This is a genomic window from Mesorhizobium sp. 43Arga, from assembly GCF_053714255.1.
The window spans coordinates 1-13,915 of record NZ_JBSKBO010000008.1 but is presented as its reverse complement, the minus strand read 5'-3'; the positions used below and the strand labels follow the sequence as shown (position 1 = coordinate 13,915).

19 protein-coding genes and 1 pseudogene are annotated in these 13,915 nt (G+C 63.8%); 11 read left to right on the top strand and 9 right to left on the bottom strand.

The genetic code is table 11. From position 1 onward, the window contains the following. Positions 1-117: 117 nt before the first annotated feature. From fumC to ACWGS8_RS24695, 3 genes are all read right to left on the bottom strand, one after another. Positions 118-1,515, bottom strand: coding sequence for a class II fumarate hydratase (gene fumC / locus ACWGS8_RS24705; protein WP_454583360.1), 1,398 nt, complete (start codon positions 1,513-1,515; stop codon positions 118-120). Between the two features lie 147 nt (positions 1,516-1,662). Next, on the bottom strand, positions 1,663-2,436 hold the full coding sequence (locus ACWGS8_RS24700) for an SDR family NAD(P)-dependent oxidoreductase (protein WP_454583359.1): 774 nt from the start codon (positions 2,434-2,436) through the stop codon (positions 1,663-1,665). A 400-nt stretch (positions 2,437-2,836) separates the two neighbouring features. Beyond that, on the bottom strand, positions 2,837-3,619 hold the full coding sequence (locus ACWGS8_RS24695; protein WP_454583358.1) for an NIPSNAP family protein: 783 nt from the start codon (positions 3,617-3,619) through the stop codon (positions 2,837-2,839). A 239-nt stretch (positions 3,620-3,858) separates the two neighbouring features. On the opposite strand from ACWGS8_RS24695, the gene ACWGS8_RS24690 reads away from it, so the two are divergent. Further along, positions 3,859-4,536 (top strand): TetR/AcrR family transcriptional regulator, encoded by a 678-nt coding sequence (locus ACWGS8_RS24690; protein ID WP_454583357.1) that lies wholly within the window; start codon positions 3,859-3,861, stop codon positions 4,534-4,536. A 107-nt stretch (positions 4,537-4,643) separates the two neighbouring features. Continuing rightward, positions 4,644-5,774 carry a metallophosphoesterase gene (locus ACWGS8_RS24685; RefSeq protein WP_454583356.1) on the top strand — a complete coding sequence of 377 codons (1,131 nt, stop codon included), beginning with the start codon at positions 4,644-4,646 and terminating at the stop codon, positions 5,772-5,774. A 58-nt stretch (positions 5,775-5,832) separates the two neighbouring features. On the opposite strand, the gene ACWGS8_RS24680 is transcribed toward ACWGS8_RS24685, so the two are convergent. Next, a complete protein-coding gene (locus tag ACWGS8_RS24680; protein WP_454583640.1) occupies positions 5,833-6,021 on the bottom strand; it encodes a CsbD family protein in 189 nt (62 codons plus the stop codon). Positions 6,022-6,187: 166 nt separating this feature from the next. On the opposite strand from ACWGS8_RS24680, the pseudogene ACWGS8_RS24675 reads away from it, so the two are divergent. The 8 genes and pseudogenes from ACWGS8_RS24675 (at position 6,188) to ACWGS8_RS24640 (ending at position 10,311) form a co-directional block, all read left to right on the top strand. Further along, positions 6,188-6,856 (top strand): annotated as a pseudogene (locus ACWGS8_RS24675) (glutathione S-transferase family protein). Positions 6,857-6,899: 43 nt separating this feature from the next. Beyond that, positions 6,900-7,229, top strand: a complete 330-nt coding sequence (locus ACWGS8_RS24670; protein ID WP_454583355.1) for a YciI family protein — start codon at positions 6,900-6,902, stop codon at positions 7,227-7,229. Positions 7,230-7,727: 498 nt separating this feature from the next. Further along, positions 7,728-7,937, top strand: coding sequence for a cold-shock protein (locus ACWGS8_RS24665; RefSeq protein ID WP_010915421.1), 210 nt, complete (start codon positions 7,728-7,730; stop codon positions 7,935-7,937). Between the two features lie 356 nt (positions 7,938-8,293). Next, entirely contained in the window at positions 8,294-8,518 is a 225-nt protein-coding gene (locus tag ACWGS8_RS24660; RefSeq protein WP_454583354.1) for a hypothetical protein, read from the top strand. Continuing rightward, a complete protein-coding gene (locus tag ACWGS8_RS24655; protein WP_454583353.1) occupies positions 8,518-8,925 on the top strand; it encodes a hypothetical protein in 408 nt (135 codons plus the stop codon). The genes ACWGS8_RS24660 and ACWGS8_RS24655 overlap by 1 nt, the downstream gene beginning before the upstream one ends. A 1-nt stretch (position 8,926) precedes the next feature. Then, positions 8,927-9,091 carry a hypothetical protein gene (locus ACWGS8_RS24650; RefSeq protein ID WP_454583352.1) on the top strand — a complete coding sequence of 55 codons (165 nt, stop codon included), beginning with the start codon at positions 8,927-8,929 and terminating at the stop codon, positions 9,089-9,091. A 4-nt stretch (positions 9,092-9,095) separates the two neighbouring features. Then, positions 9,096-9,488 carry a YkgJ family cysteine cluster protein gene (locus ACWGS8_RS24645; protein WP_454583351.1) on the top strand — a complete coding sequence of 131 codons (393 nt, stop codon included), beginning with the start codon at positions 9,096-9,098 and terminating at the stop codon, positions 9,486-9,488. Positions 9,489-9,699: 211 nt separating this feature from the next. After that, a complete protein-coding gene (locus ACWGS8_RS24640) occupies positions 9,700-10,311 on the top strand; it encodes a LysE family translocator (RefSeq protein WP_032933303.1) in 612 nt (203 codons plus the stop codon). A gap of 14 nt (positions 10,312-10,325) precedes the next feature. Here the strand turns inward: ACWGS8_RS24640 and ACWGS8_RS24635 are convergent, their stop codons facing one another. From ACWGS8_RS24635 to ACWGS8_RS24625, 3 genes are read right to left on the bottom strand one after another with little or no spacing between them, the layout of a single operon-like run. Then, complete coding sequence (locus tag ACWGS8_RS24635; protein WP_454583350.1) at positions 10,326-10,712, bottom strand: nuclear transport factor 2 family protein; 387 nt, start codon at positions 10,710-10,712, stop codon at positions 10,326-10,328. 15 nt (positions 10,713-10,727) lie between these two features. Beyond that, positions 10,728-11,177 (bottom strand): OsmC family protein, encoded by a 450-nt coding sequence (locus ACWGS8_RS24630; RefSeq protein WP_454583349.1) that lies wholly within the window; start codon positions 11,175-11,177, stop codon positions 10,728-10,730. A 33-nt stretch (positions 11,178-11,210) separates the two neighbouring features. Next, a complete protein-coding gene (locus tag ACWGS8_RS24625; protein ID WP_454583348.1) occupies positions 11,211-12,221 on the bottom strand; it encodes a zinc-dependent alcohol dehydrogenase family protein in 1,011 nt (336 codons plus the stop codon). 97 nt (positions 12,222-12,318) lie between these two features. Here ACWGS8_RS24625 and ACWGS8_RS24620 point away from each other — a divergent pair, with 97 nt between their 5' ends. Next, positions 12,319-12,927 (top strand): TetR/AcrR family transcriptional regulator, encoded by a 609-nt coding sequence (locus tag ACWGS8_RS24620; protein ID WP_454583347.1) that lies wholly within the window; start codon positions 12,319-12,321, stop codon positions 12,925-12,927. A 2-nt stretch (positions 12,928-12,929) separates the two neighbouring features. Here ACWGS8_RS24620 and ACWGS8_RS24615 read toward each other — a convergent pair whose 3' ends face one another. Together ACWGS8_RS24615 and ACWGS8_RS24610 are read right to left on the bottom strand one after the other, a co-directional pair. Beyond that, the gene (locus tag ACWGS8_RS24615) at positions 12,930-13,238 is read right to left on the bottom strand and encodes a pilus assembly protein (protein ID WP_454583346.1); all 309 of its coding nucleotides are present in this window, start codon (positions 13,236-13,238) and stop codon (positions 12,930-12,932) included. A gap of 211 nt (positions 13,239-13,449) precedes the next feature. After that, positions 13,450-13,915: TCP-1/cpn60 chaperonin family protein (locus tag ACWGS8_RS24610; RefSeq protein WP_454583345.1), on the bottom strand; the 466-nt coding region annotated here is incomplete at its 5' end.

Below are 13,915 nucleotides of genomic sequence, written 5' to 3'. Positions count from 1 at the left end.
ACGCCTATACGGCGACACATTGTTCACAGGATGTACATTGCTGTGATCGGGCAAGAAGCGCGAAATTCGTGTCGGGTGATGCGGAGGCGGGAGTAAATTCTCCCGCCGAAAAGCAGCTTACCCCGGATGCGTCATGTCCTCAGGCCGCACCAGCCGGTCATAATCGGCCTCGCTGACCAACCCGGTGGCCAGCGCTTCCTCGCGCAGCGTGGTGCCGTTCTTGTGCGCCGTCTTGGCGATCTTGGCGGCGTTGTCATAGCCGATGGTGGGCGCCAGCGCCGTCACCAGCATCAGCGAGCGGTCGAGTGCCGCCTTGATGTTGTCTTCTCGGGCCTCGATGCCGACGACGCAATTGTCAGTGAAGGAGACCGATGCATCGGCGAGCAGCTGAACCGACTGCAGGAAGTTGTAGGCCATCAGCGGATTGTAGACATTGAGCTCGAAATGACCCTGGCTGCCGGCGAAGGTCAGCGCCGCGTTGTTGCCGAACACCTGGACGCAGACCTGCGTCATCGCCTCGCACTGCGTCGGGTTGACCTTGCCCGGCATGATCGACGAACCGGGCTCGTTTTCCGGCAGCGACAATTCGCCAAGGCCCGAGCGCGGGCCTGAGCCGAGGAAGCGGATGTCGTTGGCGATCTTGAAGAGCGCTGCCGCCGTCGCGTTGATGGCGCCGTGCGAGAACACCATGGAATCGTGGGCCGCGAGCGCCTCGAACTTGTTCGGCGCGGTGACGAAGGCGATGCCGGTGATGGCGGCGATGCGATCGGCCACCTTTTCAGCAAAACCAACTGGCGCGTTCAGGCCGGTGCCGACGGCGGTGCCGCCCTGCGCAAGCTCCTGCAGGCCGGGCAGCGTCATTTCGATGCGCTTGATCGAGGAGGCGACCTGCGCGGCATAGCCGGAGAATTCCTGGCCCAGCGTCAGCGGCGTGGCATCCTGCGTATGGGTGCGGCCGATCTTGATGATGTGGTGGAAGGCCCGGGCCTTGGCGTCCAGCGCCTTGTGCAGGTGCTTCAGCGCTGGCAGCAGATCGTGCACGATGCGCTCGGCGCAGGCGATATGCATGGCCGTCGGATAGGTGTCGTTCGACGACTGGCTCATATTGACGTGGTCATTGGGATGCACCGGCTTCTTCGAGCCCATGACGCCGCCCAGCATCTCGATCGCCCGGTTGGAGATCACCTCATTGGCGTTCATGTTGGACTGCGTGCCCGAGCCGGTCTGCCAGACCACCAGCGGGAAATGGTCGTTGAGCTTGCCGTCGATAACCTCTTGCGCGGCCGCGATGATCGCCTTGCCGATCGCCGGATCGAGCCGCTTCAGCTCGATATTGGCTTCCGCCGCCGCCCGCTTGACGATGCCCAGCGCCCGCACGATCGAAGCCGGTTGCTTTTCCCAGCCGATCTTGAAATTGCCCAGGGAACGCTGCGCCTGCGCGCCCCAATAACGGTCGGCGGCAACCTCGATGGGGCCGAACGTATCGGTTTCGGTTCTGGTCTTTGGCGTGCTCACGGCAAGTCTCCGGTCTGTCGATTTGGGCAAGGGCGTATCGCGTTGCACAAATGGCTTCAAGCGGAGATTGCGGACGGTGGGGATGCAAATCGGTTGAAGATGGGCGCATTTCCCTTCCCCATTGCGTGAGAAGGTAAAGGGCGCATCTCACCCCGCCGTGTACCCGCCGTCGATCGCGAAGATCCCACCGCTCGTCCAGGCCGCATCGTCGCTGGCGAGATAAACCGCCATCCCGGCGAGGTCGTCCGGGCGGCCGATGCGGCCCAGCGGATAGCTGCGTTCGACATAGGCCTTCAGGTCGGCCTTTGCCTCGGCCGGCAGGTTGTCGACGGTTCTGCGCCGCATGGCGGTGTCGACCGTTCCGGGCGCGATGGCGTTGACGCGGATGCCGCGCGGGCCGAGCTCGAAGGCCAGCGATTTGGTTAGCGAGTTCAAAGCGCCCTTGGACAGGGAATAGAGGCTCGATGGCCGCTTCGGGATCATCTTGCTGGCGAAATAGGAGGAGATGTTGATGACCGATGCACCGGCGCCGAAATGCGGCAGCAGCCCCTGTGTGAGGAAGAACGGCGCCGTCACATTGAGCGCGAAGGAGTGCTGGAACTGCGCCTCGCTGACACTCTCGAACGGCACGAGGTAGGCGACAGCGGCATTGTTGACGAGAATGTCGAGCGGCCGGCCGGATGCTTTTACCTGCTCGACGGCAGTTGCGATGCCGGGGCTGGTGGCAAGATCGGCGGATAACCTCTCCACCGCGCCGGGCGAGCCGAGGGCTGTCAGCTTCTGACGCGCGGCTTCGAGCTTGGCGGCGTCGCGGCCGACGATCAGGACATCGGCGCCCTCGCGCAGGAACGCCTCGGCGATTGCCAGGCCGATACCGTCCGAGCCGCCGGTCACCAGCGTGCGCTTGTCCTGAAGTCTCATCGGGCACTCCGAGATCGCCTTGGCCAATGCTAGAGCACTGCATAGTCGCGGCCCTGGTCAAGCAGCCGGCCTATCCCACGGTATGAACTTCGCCGGTTGCCGATGCTCGGATGGAACACGTACGGCCAGCTGGCAGACGCATCGGCCATGCCCGCGGCGCGCTGGCGCGCCATCCTGGAGCAGATCCGCCGGGCCGACCTGACCAGCGCGGCGCAGGGAGTGCAGACCCAAACGCTGATCATCGCCGGCGCGTGCGACCCGCTGTTGGCGAGGGGCACCAGCAGGCGCTGTCGCGTTGCCTCGCGGAGGCGAGCCTCGTGCGTGCCGAGGCATGTGGCCACAACCCGCATTGGGAGGGCCCCGCCTTTGTCGCGCGGGCCATCGTCGAGGCGTTCGAAGCCTAGCGCCCGACCAGGGATCGCGACGTCGGAGATAGCTGCAAAGTCGCCATTGGTTTGGCCAGATCAGGCTGGACTGCCCTCCAAAAGGCTTGCCATGCCGGCGCGGTGGCGAGGGCGGCTTGGTGGCGGGCATGCGTCTCGGCGCCGTCGAACCGGGTGACGGAAAGGAAGACGTTTTCACTGGCCCGCACCGGCAGCCGCGGAAAGCTGTTTTCGGCATGTTCCGTGACAAAAGCGGCAAGCAGGCTCACGCCGTGCGCCTTCATCATGGGCGCCGCCTCCGCCGCGAAGCGACTGGCGAATTCGTTCTCTGCTCCCAATCGCAAATGATGAATCCGGATGACAACAATGCCGCCCAAACGGTTCTCATTGCTGGCATTTTCCTGCTCGGCAGAAACCGGCCGCTGAAGTCCTGACAGGTCAAAGCCGCCGCCCGGCCACGCCGGCTTCAGCAGCAGCACGTCGTCGGAATCGATCATCGTCGCATTGGCCGCGTGGCGGTGCGCCGCCCAGACCGGGCCGTCGTAGAAGGCGGCCAGCGCCTCCTTGCGGACGTCCATGCTGTCGAAGCCGCGCAACCAGACGAACATGTCCGGACGGTCCAGATCGCGGAACTGGCCGATGATGGTCATTCCGGTCGCCTCCTGGCTTTCGATGAACTCCCGGTCGAAGAGGGCAATCAGCTTTTCGCGCTGCCCGGGCTTCAATGTGTACTGCCGCAATTCGACGACAGGCGAGGCGAGCGCAGCAGCCACCGGCGCGACGTTCAGGGGGAGGTTCATCCGCTTGTCTCCAAAACAGGGTGATCGTCCTGTTTATAAACAGACCGGTTGTCCTGTTTTGTCAACATGCTATCTTTCTCTTGCCTTCTCCCCTTGTGGGAGAAGGTGGATCGGCGCGCAGCGCCGAGACGGTTGAGGGGTGCGTGACGGAGTGCCGTCGCTGCCAAGCTGGAACACCGCTCATCCGCCTTCACTTCGTCCAGGCACCTTCTCCTGCAAGGGAGAAGGGGGAGTTCGCCATGTCACGGCATCACCAAAAACGCGTCAACGACCCCGAGGGCATGCGCCGGAAAGTGCTCGATGTCGCCGAGGTCGCGTTTCAGGCGCGCGGCTATCACGCGACCAGCTTCGGCGATCTCATGACAGCGGCTGGCGTCAGCGGCGGCGCGCTGCATCATCACTTCCCGACCAAGAAGGCGCTGGCCATGGCGGTCATCGAGGAGCGCGTGGCGGCGGCAGTCGAGGCGACATGGATCGCGCCGGTCGTGGCGGCGGCTTCTGCGCGCGAAGGGATGCGGGCCGTGTTCGAGGCCGTGGCGGCGGAACTGGAGCAGCAGGGTTTCGTGCGCGGCTGCCCGCTCAACAATCTGGCGCATGAACTGTCGCTCGCCGATCCGGATTTCCGAACTGCCCTTGCCGGCATCTTCGCGGCCTGGCGCCAGGCGATCGCCGACAAGGTCGCGGCCGACCAGCAGGAGGGCAGGGAGCAAGGCACCGATCCCCGGCATTTTGCTGCGCTTGCCGTCGCCACCTATTCCGGCGCCATGTCGATGGCCAAGACGGCGCAGGATGCCGGCCCGTTGCGCGATTGCCTTGGGGCTTTGGAGCGGAGTGCCTCCCTGGCAGCATCATCGCAGGGCGAGCCGGGAGCGAGGCGACGCCGTAGCAGGGTGCTGCGACGACACGGTACGATCTGAGGCCGCCGCGGCACTGCTTTGCGGCCGATGTCGCGACGAGGCGGGAAGCACGCCCCGATACTGCCGAAACTGGACGGACGGACATCGCTTGTGCTGAAATTCCGCCGATGATGAATCACCGGTGGCCACAATTGCGTTCACGTCGCACCTTTCTCATGCAGGCCGCGGGTCTTGCCGCGGCCGGTGCGCTTTCACGCCCGGCGCTCGGTCAGACCGGGCAGCGCGTCCAGCCCATCGACGCCACTTTCCTGTTCATCGCCGATGTCCATGCCTGCCGCATGGCGAGTGGCCTTAGCCCCAACTGCCAGCAGGAGGGCAAGACCGACGCCGCGCTGCTGCGCAATGTCGCGGCGCTGAACGCCATCAATGACAAGCACTGGCCGGCCGAGATCAACGGCGTCGCCACCGGCATGCGTTCGGTCAACCGGATCGGCATGCCGCTCGGGCTTGTCGTCGGCGGCGACATCACCGACGATGGCGGCGGCCAGATCACCCAGCCGAGCGAGGGCACGCAGCTGCTGCCGTTCAGCCAGCGCTATAGCCAGGGCGTTGGCCCGGATCGCGTCCACATGCCGGTCTATGTCGGGCTCGGCAACCATGATCTCGATCAGAACGGTCCGCCGCACCATGTCGACTGGTACCGGCGTGAACTGCGCGACTATGTCGAGGTCAACCACCGCCCCGGCGTGTTCTTCAAGCCGCCCGTACCGGCCACCAGCTACGATGTAGACACCGACTGCTATTCATGGGACTGGGGCGGCCTGCACCTCGTCCAGACGCATCGTTTCACCGGCGACACCGGTCACGGCGCCGACTCGAGCCTGCCTTGGCTCAAGCAGGATCTGGCGACCTACGCGGCGGATGGCCGCCCCGTCATCCTGTTCCAGCACTATGGCTGGGACACGTTTTCGACGGAGCGGTGGGATCCCGCCAGGCGCACCTATGACGATGACGGCGCCGGTGCGCCGCACTGGTGGGGCGAGGCCGACAGACAGGCGCTGCTGGCGGCGCTGAAGGGCTACAATGTCGTCGGCATCTTCCATGGTCACCAGCATGACACCTCGCTGATCTACCGACGCCACGGGCTCGACCTGTTCAAACCGAAGGCCGCCTATATGGGAGGGTTCGCCGTGGCCCGGGTGACCAGCGATGGCATGGACGTGGCGCTGGGCGAGGCGATCGACGATCAGGGCGAGGTCGTCTTCACCAACGCCTTCAGCAAGGGCTGGAGCACATGAAAAAGGCGGCCCTTGGCGGCCGCCTTTCCGATTGGCCACGACACGTCTCGGTCCGGGATCAGAGCGCCTTCCTGACCTTGTCCTTCGCGTCGCCATAGGCCTTCTGCACTTTGCCGGCGACCTTGTCGGCCGCGCCTTCGGCCTGGGTCTGTCTGTTGCCGGTCGCCTTGCTGGCAGCCTGTTTGACCGAGCCCTTGACCTGCTTGGCCAGACCGGCGACCTGATCCTTGTTCACCATGTTGCGCATCTCCCGGGTGTTTGAATTCGGGGGAATTCGTCCGCCGGGAACAAACGGGCCAGTGTCGGTTAAGTTCCAGGCGCTGTCGCGCAACAAGATGGCTGCGCCAACCCGCTTCCGGTAGCAAGGCTGGCGGGATAGGTTGCGTGGACGCACTGCGCGCATGGGGAGAAAAATGGCGGAATTCACGCTCTACATCGGCAACAAATGCTTCTCCTCATGGTCGCTGCGGCCATGGCTGGCGATGCGGCATCTGGAGATCCCTTTCGAGGAAGGTTTTGTGCGACTGCGCACACCCGAGACCTTTGCCAATTTGGCGAAAGTGTAGCCGACCGGTCAGGTGCCGGTCCTGAATCACAAGCCGTTGCAGGGAGGGGGCAGGATCGTCTGGGAAACCCTTGCCATTCTTGAATATCTCGCCGACCTGTTTCCCGAGAAAAAACTCTGGCCGACCGATATCGGCGCCCGCGCGCTGGCGCGCGCGGCGGCGACCGAGATGCATTCCGGTTTTCGCGAGGTGCGCTACGGCTGGCCGATGAATTTGCGGCGGCCGAAGGGCCACAAGCCGCTCGACGCCGAAGGGGAAGTGCAGCGGGCTCGCATTGAGGCGCTGTGGCGCGAATGCCGCGAGAGACACGGCAAGGGCGGCCCGTTCCTGTTTGGCCATTTCACTGCGGCCGATGCCATGTACGCGCCGGTCGTCACCCGCTTCGACACCTATGGCGGCGAGCTTGCACCCGACACCAGGGCCTATGTCGACGCCGTGCTGGCAATGCCGGCGATGCGGCACTGGTATGCGGAGGCGGCGAAAGAGCCTTGGCCGGAGCCGGGGCCGGACGAATAGACCGAACAAAGGTCGGCAAGACTTGCCCCCTGGAGGAGGACCGATGGCCAGCAACGAAGCACCGCGTGAAGCCGCAACGACAAAGATCTTCCATTGCCGGCTGATCCCACCGCGGCCGGATTTCGCCTTCACCATGACGGACGAGGAAAAGGAGCTGATGAGCCGGCATGCCGACTATTTGCGCGCCAAGCTGCGCGAGGGCATCATGATCCTTGCTGGCCCGGTCGCCGACCCGGCCGGCCCTTGGGGCCTGCTGATCCTGCGTGCAGGCAGCGAGGCCGAGGCAAAGGCGGTGACCGATAGCGATCCAGTGGCAAGGTCAGGCCGTGGCTTCCGCTACGAGATCCTGCCGATGATCAGCACAATTATGTAGAGCGACGCTGCAAGCTAACGGCGCGGGTCCGGCCAAGGAATCTCAGCCATTTCGAGCGGGTAAAGGGACGTTGGGCTCAGCCTCCTGGCACAAACAAGAACGCCCCTCACACCGGTTATTGTGCGGGAGGCGTCCTTTTGTCAGCATTCCCTGAGATTGCTCCCTGAAATTGCTGGCACCAAAGAAATGCGCTGGCGTGGGATTGGTTCCGAGGGTGGTGCGATTTTTTAAAGGGAGCCTGGCCTTTCAGCCGGGTTCATCAGTTGAGGCCCTGTTCGCATGGCAACCTGAAATTGAATTCTGGTGTTTTGAAAAACCAGAAATTGACTCGGCGGCAAAAGCAGTCTAAAAGAAATATGTCGATATTTGTTTGACCGACTTTTGTTATCCGCGCACGCATGCGCGCCTTTGACGAACTTCCCCATCAAAAATCGAGACAAAAATCGCTGTGCAGTCGCACCGCGATTAACGAATATTTGCCATGGAAAGGGTTCGTTTATGAGCACCGGCACAGTTAAATGGTTCAACGCCACCAAAGGTTTTGGTTTTATTCAGCCTGACGACGGTTCGGCCGACGTTTTCGTCCATATCTCGGCCGTAGAGCGCGCCGGCATGCGCGACATCGTCGAGGGCCAGAAGCTCGGCTACGAGATGGTCCGCGACAACAAGTCGGGCAAGATGTCCGCCGACCAGTTGAAGGCGGCCTGAAGAAAGAATTCAGCCCTCCCGGTGACCACGGATGTACTGGCACCGGTGAAGGGCGAATTCGGGCGCATGGCTGTGTGGACCTGAGTTTCCGGGGCACATCATGCGCATGAGGGGCTTGCCTTGTGCGTCCAAAAGGGTGCGCGGCGCTCCAGGGAAGGTCAGGCGGTGCCTGGCCTTTTTCATTTTACGCTTGTTGCCACCGAAAATGCGCTGCGCATCAGGCCGAACGTGCTAAGGGACGCCTTGGCAATTTGAACCCGATGCCGTGTTGCCCCGATGCCGTGTTGCTTTGTGCGTGGTCCTGACCGAAGACCGGTCTACCCTATCGGCACCAGGCTCCTGACAGGAGAAAGATTTTGACCGTCCATTCGAAGACCGCCGATCCGGCGGTGTCGCTGTTCAGCAAGACGCAAACCCAGTCGATGTCGCTCAATCGCATCCTATCCGAGCGCGACGCAGTCAGCGAGGCGCGGGAAGCCAAGACCGCCCGCTTGCGCGAACTGCGCCTGGAAAAGGAAGCGGAAGAGATGGCGGCGGCCGCCGCGCTCGCGACGCAGCCGAAACGAACCGGAAAACGCTGATGGCCACCAAGCGCGTACCGCCAACGCCGATCGCTGCCGATGCGACCATCGCCGACATGGTCGAAACCCTGGACAAGCCGGTCGAATATGTCCGCCGCGTGCTGGAGAAACTCGAACGCTGCAAGCGCGCCCATGGCGATGCCCAGGTGCGCGTCGGCGTGCGCGGCCGCGCCGAAGCCCCGAACTATCTGATCGAATATGTTCGCGAGGACAAAAAGACCCAAGAGCGGGTGACCTATCAGGATGCCGCCTATAGCGGCAGCACGCATCGTGAGCTGGCGCCGCACCACATCGCGGAAGCCAGGAACTGGTCGCCCGAGGAAATGAACATCACGGCCGTTTCGGCACTGATCGGCCGCTTGCGCAATCCGCGCCCCCCATCATCGCGTTTCGCCGACGAGGACTGACATGGCCATAAAATTCTCCGCCAAGGACCAGCCGGCAGCACCGGCTCCCGCAGCAAAGCCCGCCAAGCCGGCGGCCGTGAAGGCCAGCGAAGCCGCCGATCCCGCGACCGATCTGTTCAAGTCATCGGTCGAAGCACCGGCGCGCAAGACAGGCAAGAAGAAATAGCGCCTTGCCGCGGGACGCCGATCGCAATCCTGCGGCGCCGGGGCTGCTCGCCCTGGCCGCTGCCGCAAGCCTTTCGCCACAACGCGACAGCGCGCCGCTCTTCGACTGCCAGAGCTGCGGCGCCTGCTGTTCCTATTCGGCCGAGTGGCCGCGTTTCTCCACCGAGGATGACGCGCAGCTCGACCACATCCCAGAAAAATATGTGGCCCTTGACCTGTCAGGCATGCGCTGCGAGGGCGTGCGCTGTTCGGCCCTGACCGGCGAAGTCGGCAAGTCGACCGCTTGCGGCATCTATGAAACGCGCCCGGATGTCTGCCGTGCCTGCATGCCTGGCGACGAGGAGTGCCTGATGGCAAGGGCCGCGCACGGGCTGGCGGTGACTGATCTCCCGTCTTGAGGGGGAGATGGCCGCGAAGCGGCCAGAGGGGGTCGGTGCGATCGGGCTCGACGTTCTCCGTGACAAAAAGAGAGGTCGGTGCTTCATGCGCTGGGACCCCCTCTGTCGGCTTCGGCAACATTTCCCCCTCAAGGGGCGAGATTACGCTGGCTTGCCTCACCCTGCGCCACCCGATAGCTTGCATGTCGGGCAGGGCCGTGGAGGAACCATCGTGAGTATCGAGTTTCTGTTGACGTCGCTGATCGTCGTGGCCTCGCCCGGCACCGGCGTTCTCTACACGCTGAGCGCCGGACTTTCGCGCGGCGCGCGGGCTTCGATCATTGCCGCCTTCGGCTGCACGCTCGGCATCATCCCGCACATGGCCGCTGCCATCACCGGCCTTGCGGCGCTGCTGCACACCAGCGCGGTCGCCTTCGAGACGCTGAAATATCTCGGCGTTGCCTATTTGCTCTACATGGCCTGGAACACGCTGAAGGAGAAGGGCGGCCTCAGCGTTGAGGACAATGTCGCGCCGCGCTCGGCCCGCAAGGTGATTGCCACCGGCATCCTCGTCAACGTACTCAACCCGAAACTGTCGATCTTCTTCTTCGCCTTCCTGCCGCAGTTTGTCAGCACCACCGAGCCCAATGCGCTGTCGAAGATGCTGGAACTGAGCTCGGTGTTCATGCTTTTGACCTTCGTGGTTTTCGTCGGCTACGGCATCTTCGCCGCTTCGATCCGGAGCCATGTCGCCTCGCGGCCAATGGTGCTGACCTGGATGCGCCGAACCTTCGCCGGCGCGTTTGTCATGCTCGGCGCCAAGCTGGCATTGGCTGATCGCTAGCGGCGACCGGCCGACTATCCCTTCACATAGCCCATTGCCTCGACGATGTGTCCGTCCTTTACACGCATCAGATTGACGCCACGGACGGAGTTGCCGTCGGCCATGCAGTAGCGCCAGCGGATGGTCGCCCGGTCGCCGGCGACAAAGGTCTCCTCGAGGTCGAAACGCGTGCCCGGCTGGGTGGCGATCGCCGACCACAGCTGCACGCACGCTTGCCGCCCCGCATGACGCGCGCCATCAGGCGCCGGCACGGTGTTTTCGATGACGCACTCTTCGGCAATCAGTTCGGGGAGTGCCGACGGGTCGTGCAGCTGAAACACGTCGTTGAAGCGCCGCATGATCTCGGCCGTCTGACCGGAGCGGTCGTCTGGATGGAGGGTGATAATGCTGTCCTGTTTCATCTCGTGCTCCTGATGTCATTGTGCGGTGGTGGTGGTCGCGAGGAGCTCGGCCTTGAGCGTGATGGAGGCCACGCCGGCCAAGGCGCGCGAAACAAGGCATGTCGTTTTCGCCCTGTCTGCGAGGTTCTGGAATTCATCCGAAGCAAGACCCGGAATCTCGGCTTGCGTCTCAAGCTCGATGCGGGTGATCGCCGGTCCCTCGGCGGTTGCGCCGAGATGCACCTTGGCGACGGTGCTGATGCTTGTCGGTATATGGTGGGCCGTGCCCAGTATGGCGCTCAGGGCCATCGAGAAGCAGCTGGCATGTGCCGCGGCGATCAGCTCTTCCGGGTTGGTGCCTGGACCGTTCTCGAAACGCGACGGGAAGGAATAGGCGCCTTCGAAGACGCCGCTGCCGAGCTTCAGCCTGCCCGAACCCTCTTTCAGCGTCCCTTGCCACTTGGCCGAGGCTTCGCGAATTGTCATTGTCGTTCTCCTTCGGTTCGAGACATTGATAGGTCAGGCGCCGTCGACGACCACCTTCCCGAAGACGTCGCCCTGCTGGAAATAGCGATAGGCATTGCGGGCCTCGGTGAAGGCAAAGACCTTGTCGATGACGGGCCGCAGACGGTGATGCGAAACAGCGCGCAGCATGGCTTCGAGATTGCTCCGGCTGCCGACGAAGAGACGGCTGATAGTGGCGAGGCTGCGCTGGTAGAGTGCCGCCGGGATCTGGATCGATCCGCCTTTCGCATCCTGCAGAGTGAGCAGCACGATGTGTCCGTAAAGCGTGCTGGCGATCAGCGACTGTGCAAAGGTCGCCGGGCCGCCGGTCTCGACGACGAGATCGACGCCGCCGGTCTGGTCGCGGACGGCCGCACCCCATTCGGGCATATCCGACGTCGAGATCGCAAGGTCGGCGCCCAGCGTCCGTAGCCTGTCGGCTTTCTCTCCGCGCGAAGTGACGGCGGCGACGCGGCAGCCGAGCAGCTTGGCGAACTGCAGTGCAAAGAGCGAGACGCCGCCCGAACCGATGACCAGAACCCATTGGCCAGGCTTCGGAATTCCGGCGCCCGTCACTGCGTTCCAGGCGGTCACGCCGGCGCAGCTCAGCGTCGCCGCCTCATGCCAGTCGAGATGATCGGGTAGGCGCGCCGCCCATTGTTCGTCGAGAACCGCGTATTCCGCCAGCATGCCGTCCAGCGTGCAGCCGAGCTGGTCGATGAGCCCGGCGTTGATGCGGCCGTCGATCCAGCGTGCGAAATAGCTGCCGGTGACACGGTCACCGACGGCGAAGCGGGTGACGGCATCGCCGATGGCGACAACGTCACCAGCTCCGTCGCTCAGTGGAACGACGCCCTGGTGCGGCTGCAGCGGATAGGTGCCGTTGAGGATCATCGTGTCACGGCGGTTGAGCGAGGCGGCACGGATGCGCACCACGACCTCATGCGGTTTCGGCTGAGGCGCTGGCTCGTCGCGCATCACCAGGCATTCGGTCCCGCCCGACCCGTCAAGACGATAGCTGCGCATGTGGCGTCTCCAATATGTAGACTGATCTACATATTATATAGACCGATTGTCATATTTTGCGCAAGGCCTATAGTGATCGCTGCTGACAGAGGTTGACATGGCGAACGACACCCGCACCCGCATACTCGACACGACCGCGCTGCTGCTCCGGCAGCGCGGCTATCACGGCACCTCGCTCAACGACATATTGAGCGCCAGCGGCGCGCCGCGCGGTTCGCTCTACTTCCATTTTCCGGGCGGCAAGGACCAACTGGTGATCGAGGTGACGCGTGACAGTGTTGCCGAGGTGACGGCGAGGCTGGGCGAAACGCTTGCCGCCGAGAGGGATCCGGCGGTGGCCGTCCATCATATCTACCAGGCGGTGGGGCGCATGCTGGAAGAGAACCAATTCTCGCTCGGCTGTCCGATCGCGCCTGTCGTGCTGGACTCGCCCACCGACATGCCTGAGCTGGCGGAATTGTGCCGCGCGGCCTTCGAGCAGTGGATAGGCCTGTTGCGTGAGGCCTTCGTGAGGGCCGGAGTGCCCGAACGCCGCGCCTACGCTCTGGCGCTGCTGGTCGAATCGTCGCTGGAAGGGCTGATGGTGATCGCCCGCGCTACCCGGGACCGGGCTCCGCTACAGGCGGTGGCGGACGAGGTCGCGGCGCTGATCGAAACCGCGGTGCTTGCCGGCGAGGTACGGCGCCGTGCGGAGGCCGGTGTCTGAAGTCAAGCCCCCTGGTTCGGGAAGCAGGCGCTGGCGCTGAGGTTCGGACCGTTCGCCAGCGACGTCAGGAAGGCCGGCAGCACGGTCGTGAAGGTGTAGGAAACCTGGACGCTCGAAAAGCCGGACAGGCCCGAGCAGGTGGTGTTGTTGCCGACGGTGATGTTGGGGTTGCTCAGCACGATGCCGTCGGTTGCCGCCCTGCTGCTGATATAGCTGATGGCGCTGGTGGCGTTGTAGACGCCGTTCTGCGTGCATCCACTCTGCAGCACGCCGACGCAGCGCGCCCCTGCCGCGGCGATCTCATTCAGCAAAAAAGGGCGGCATCGCTGCCGCCCTTTCCGTATGCATAATAAGCCAGGTGGCCTGGATTAGAAATCCATGCCGCCACTCAAGCCCACTTGCGGGCTTGAGCAATGCTAGTTCATGGGCGTGCTTTATGGACTTCTTAGAAGTCCATGCCGCCACTCAAGCCCGCTTGCGGGCTTGAGCAATGCTAGTTCATGGGCGTGCTTTATGGACTTCTTAGAAGTCCATGCCGCCCATGCCGCCCATGCCGCCGCCGCCCATGCCGCCAGGCATGCCGCCGCCAGCCGACTCCTTCTTCGGAGCCTCCGCGATCATGGCTTCGGTGGTGACGAGCAGGCCGGCGACCGAGGCCGCGTCCTGGAGAGCCGTGCGCACAACCTTGACCGGATCGACGATACCCATGGCGATCATGTCGCCATATTCGCCGGTCTGGGCGTTATAGCCGAAGGTCGCGCCCTTGTTCTCAAGGATCTTGCCGGCAACGATCGATGCTTCCGCACCGGCGTTCGAAGCGATCTGGCGGGCCGGAGCCTGCAGAGCGCGACGCACGATGTTGATGCCGGCGGCCTGGTCGGCATTGGCGCCGGCAGCCTTGATGTTGGCCGAAGCGCGCAGCAGGGCCACGCCACCGCCGGCAACGATGCCTTCTTCCACGGCCGCGCGGGTCGCGTTCAGCGCATCG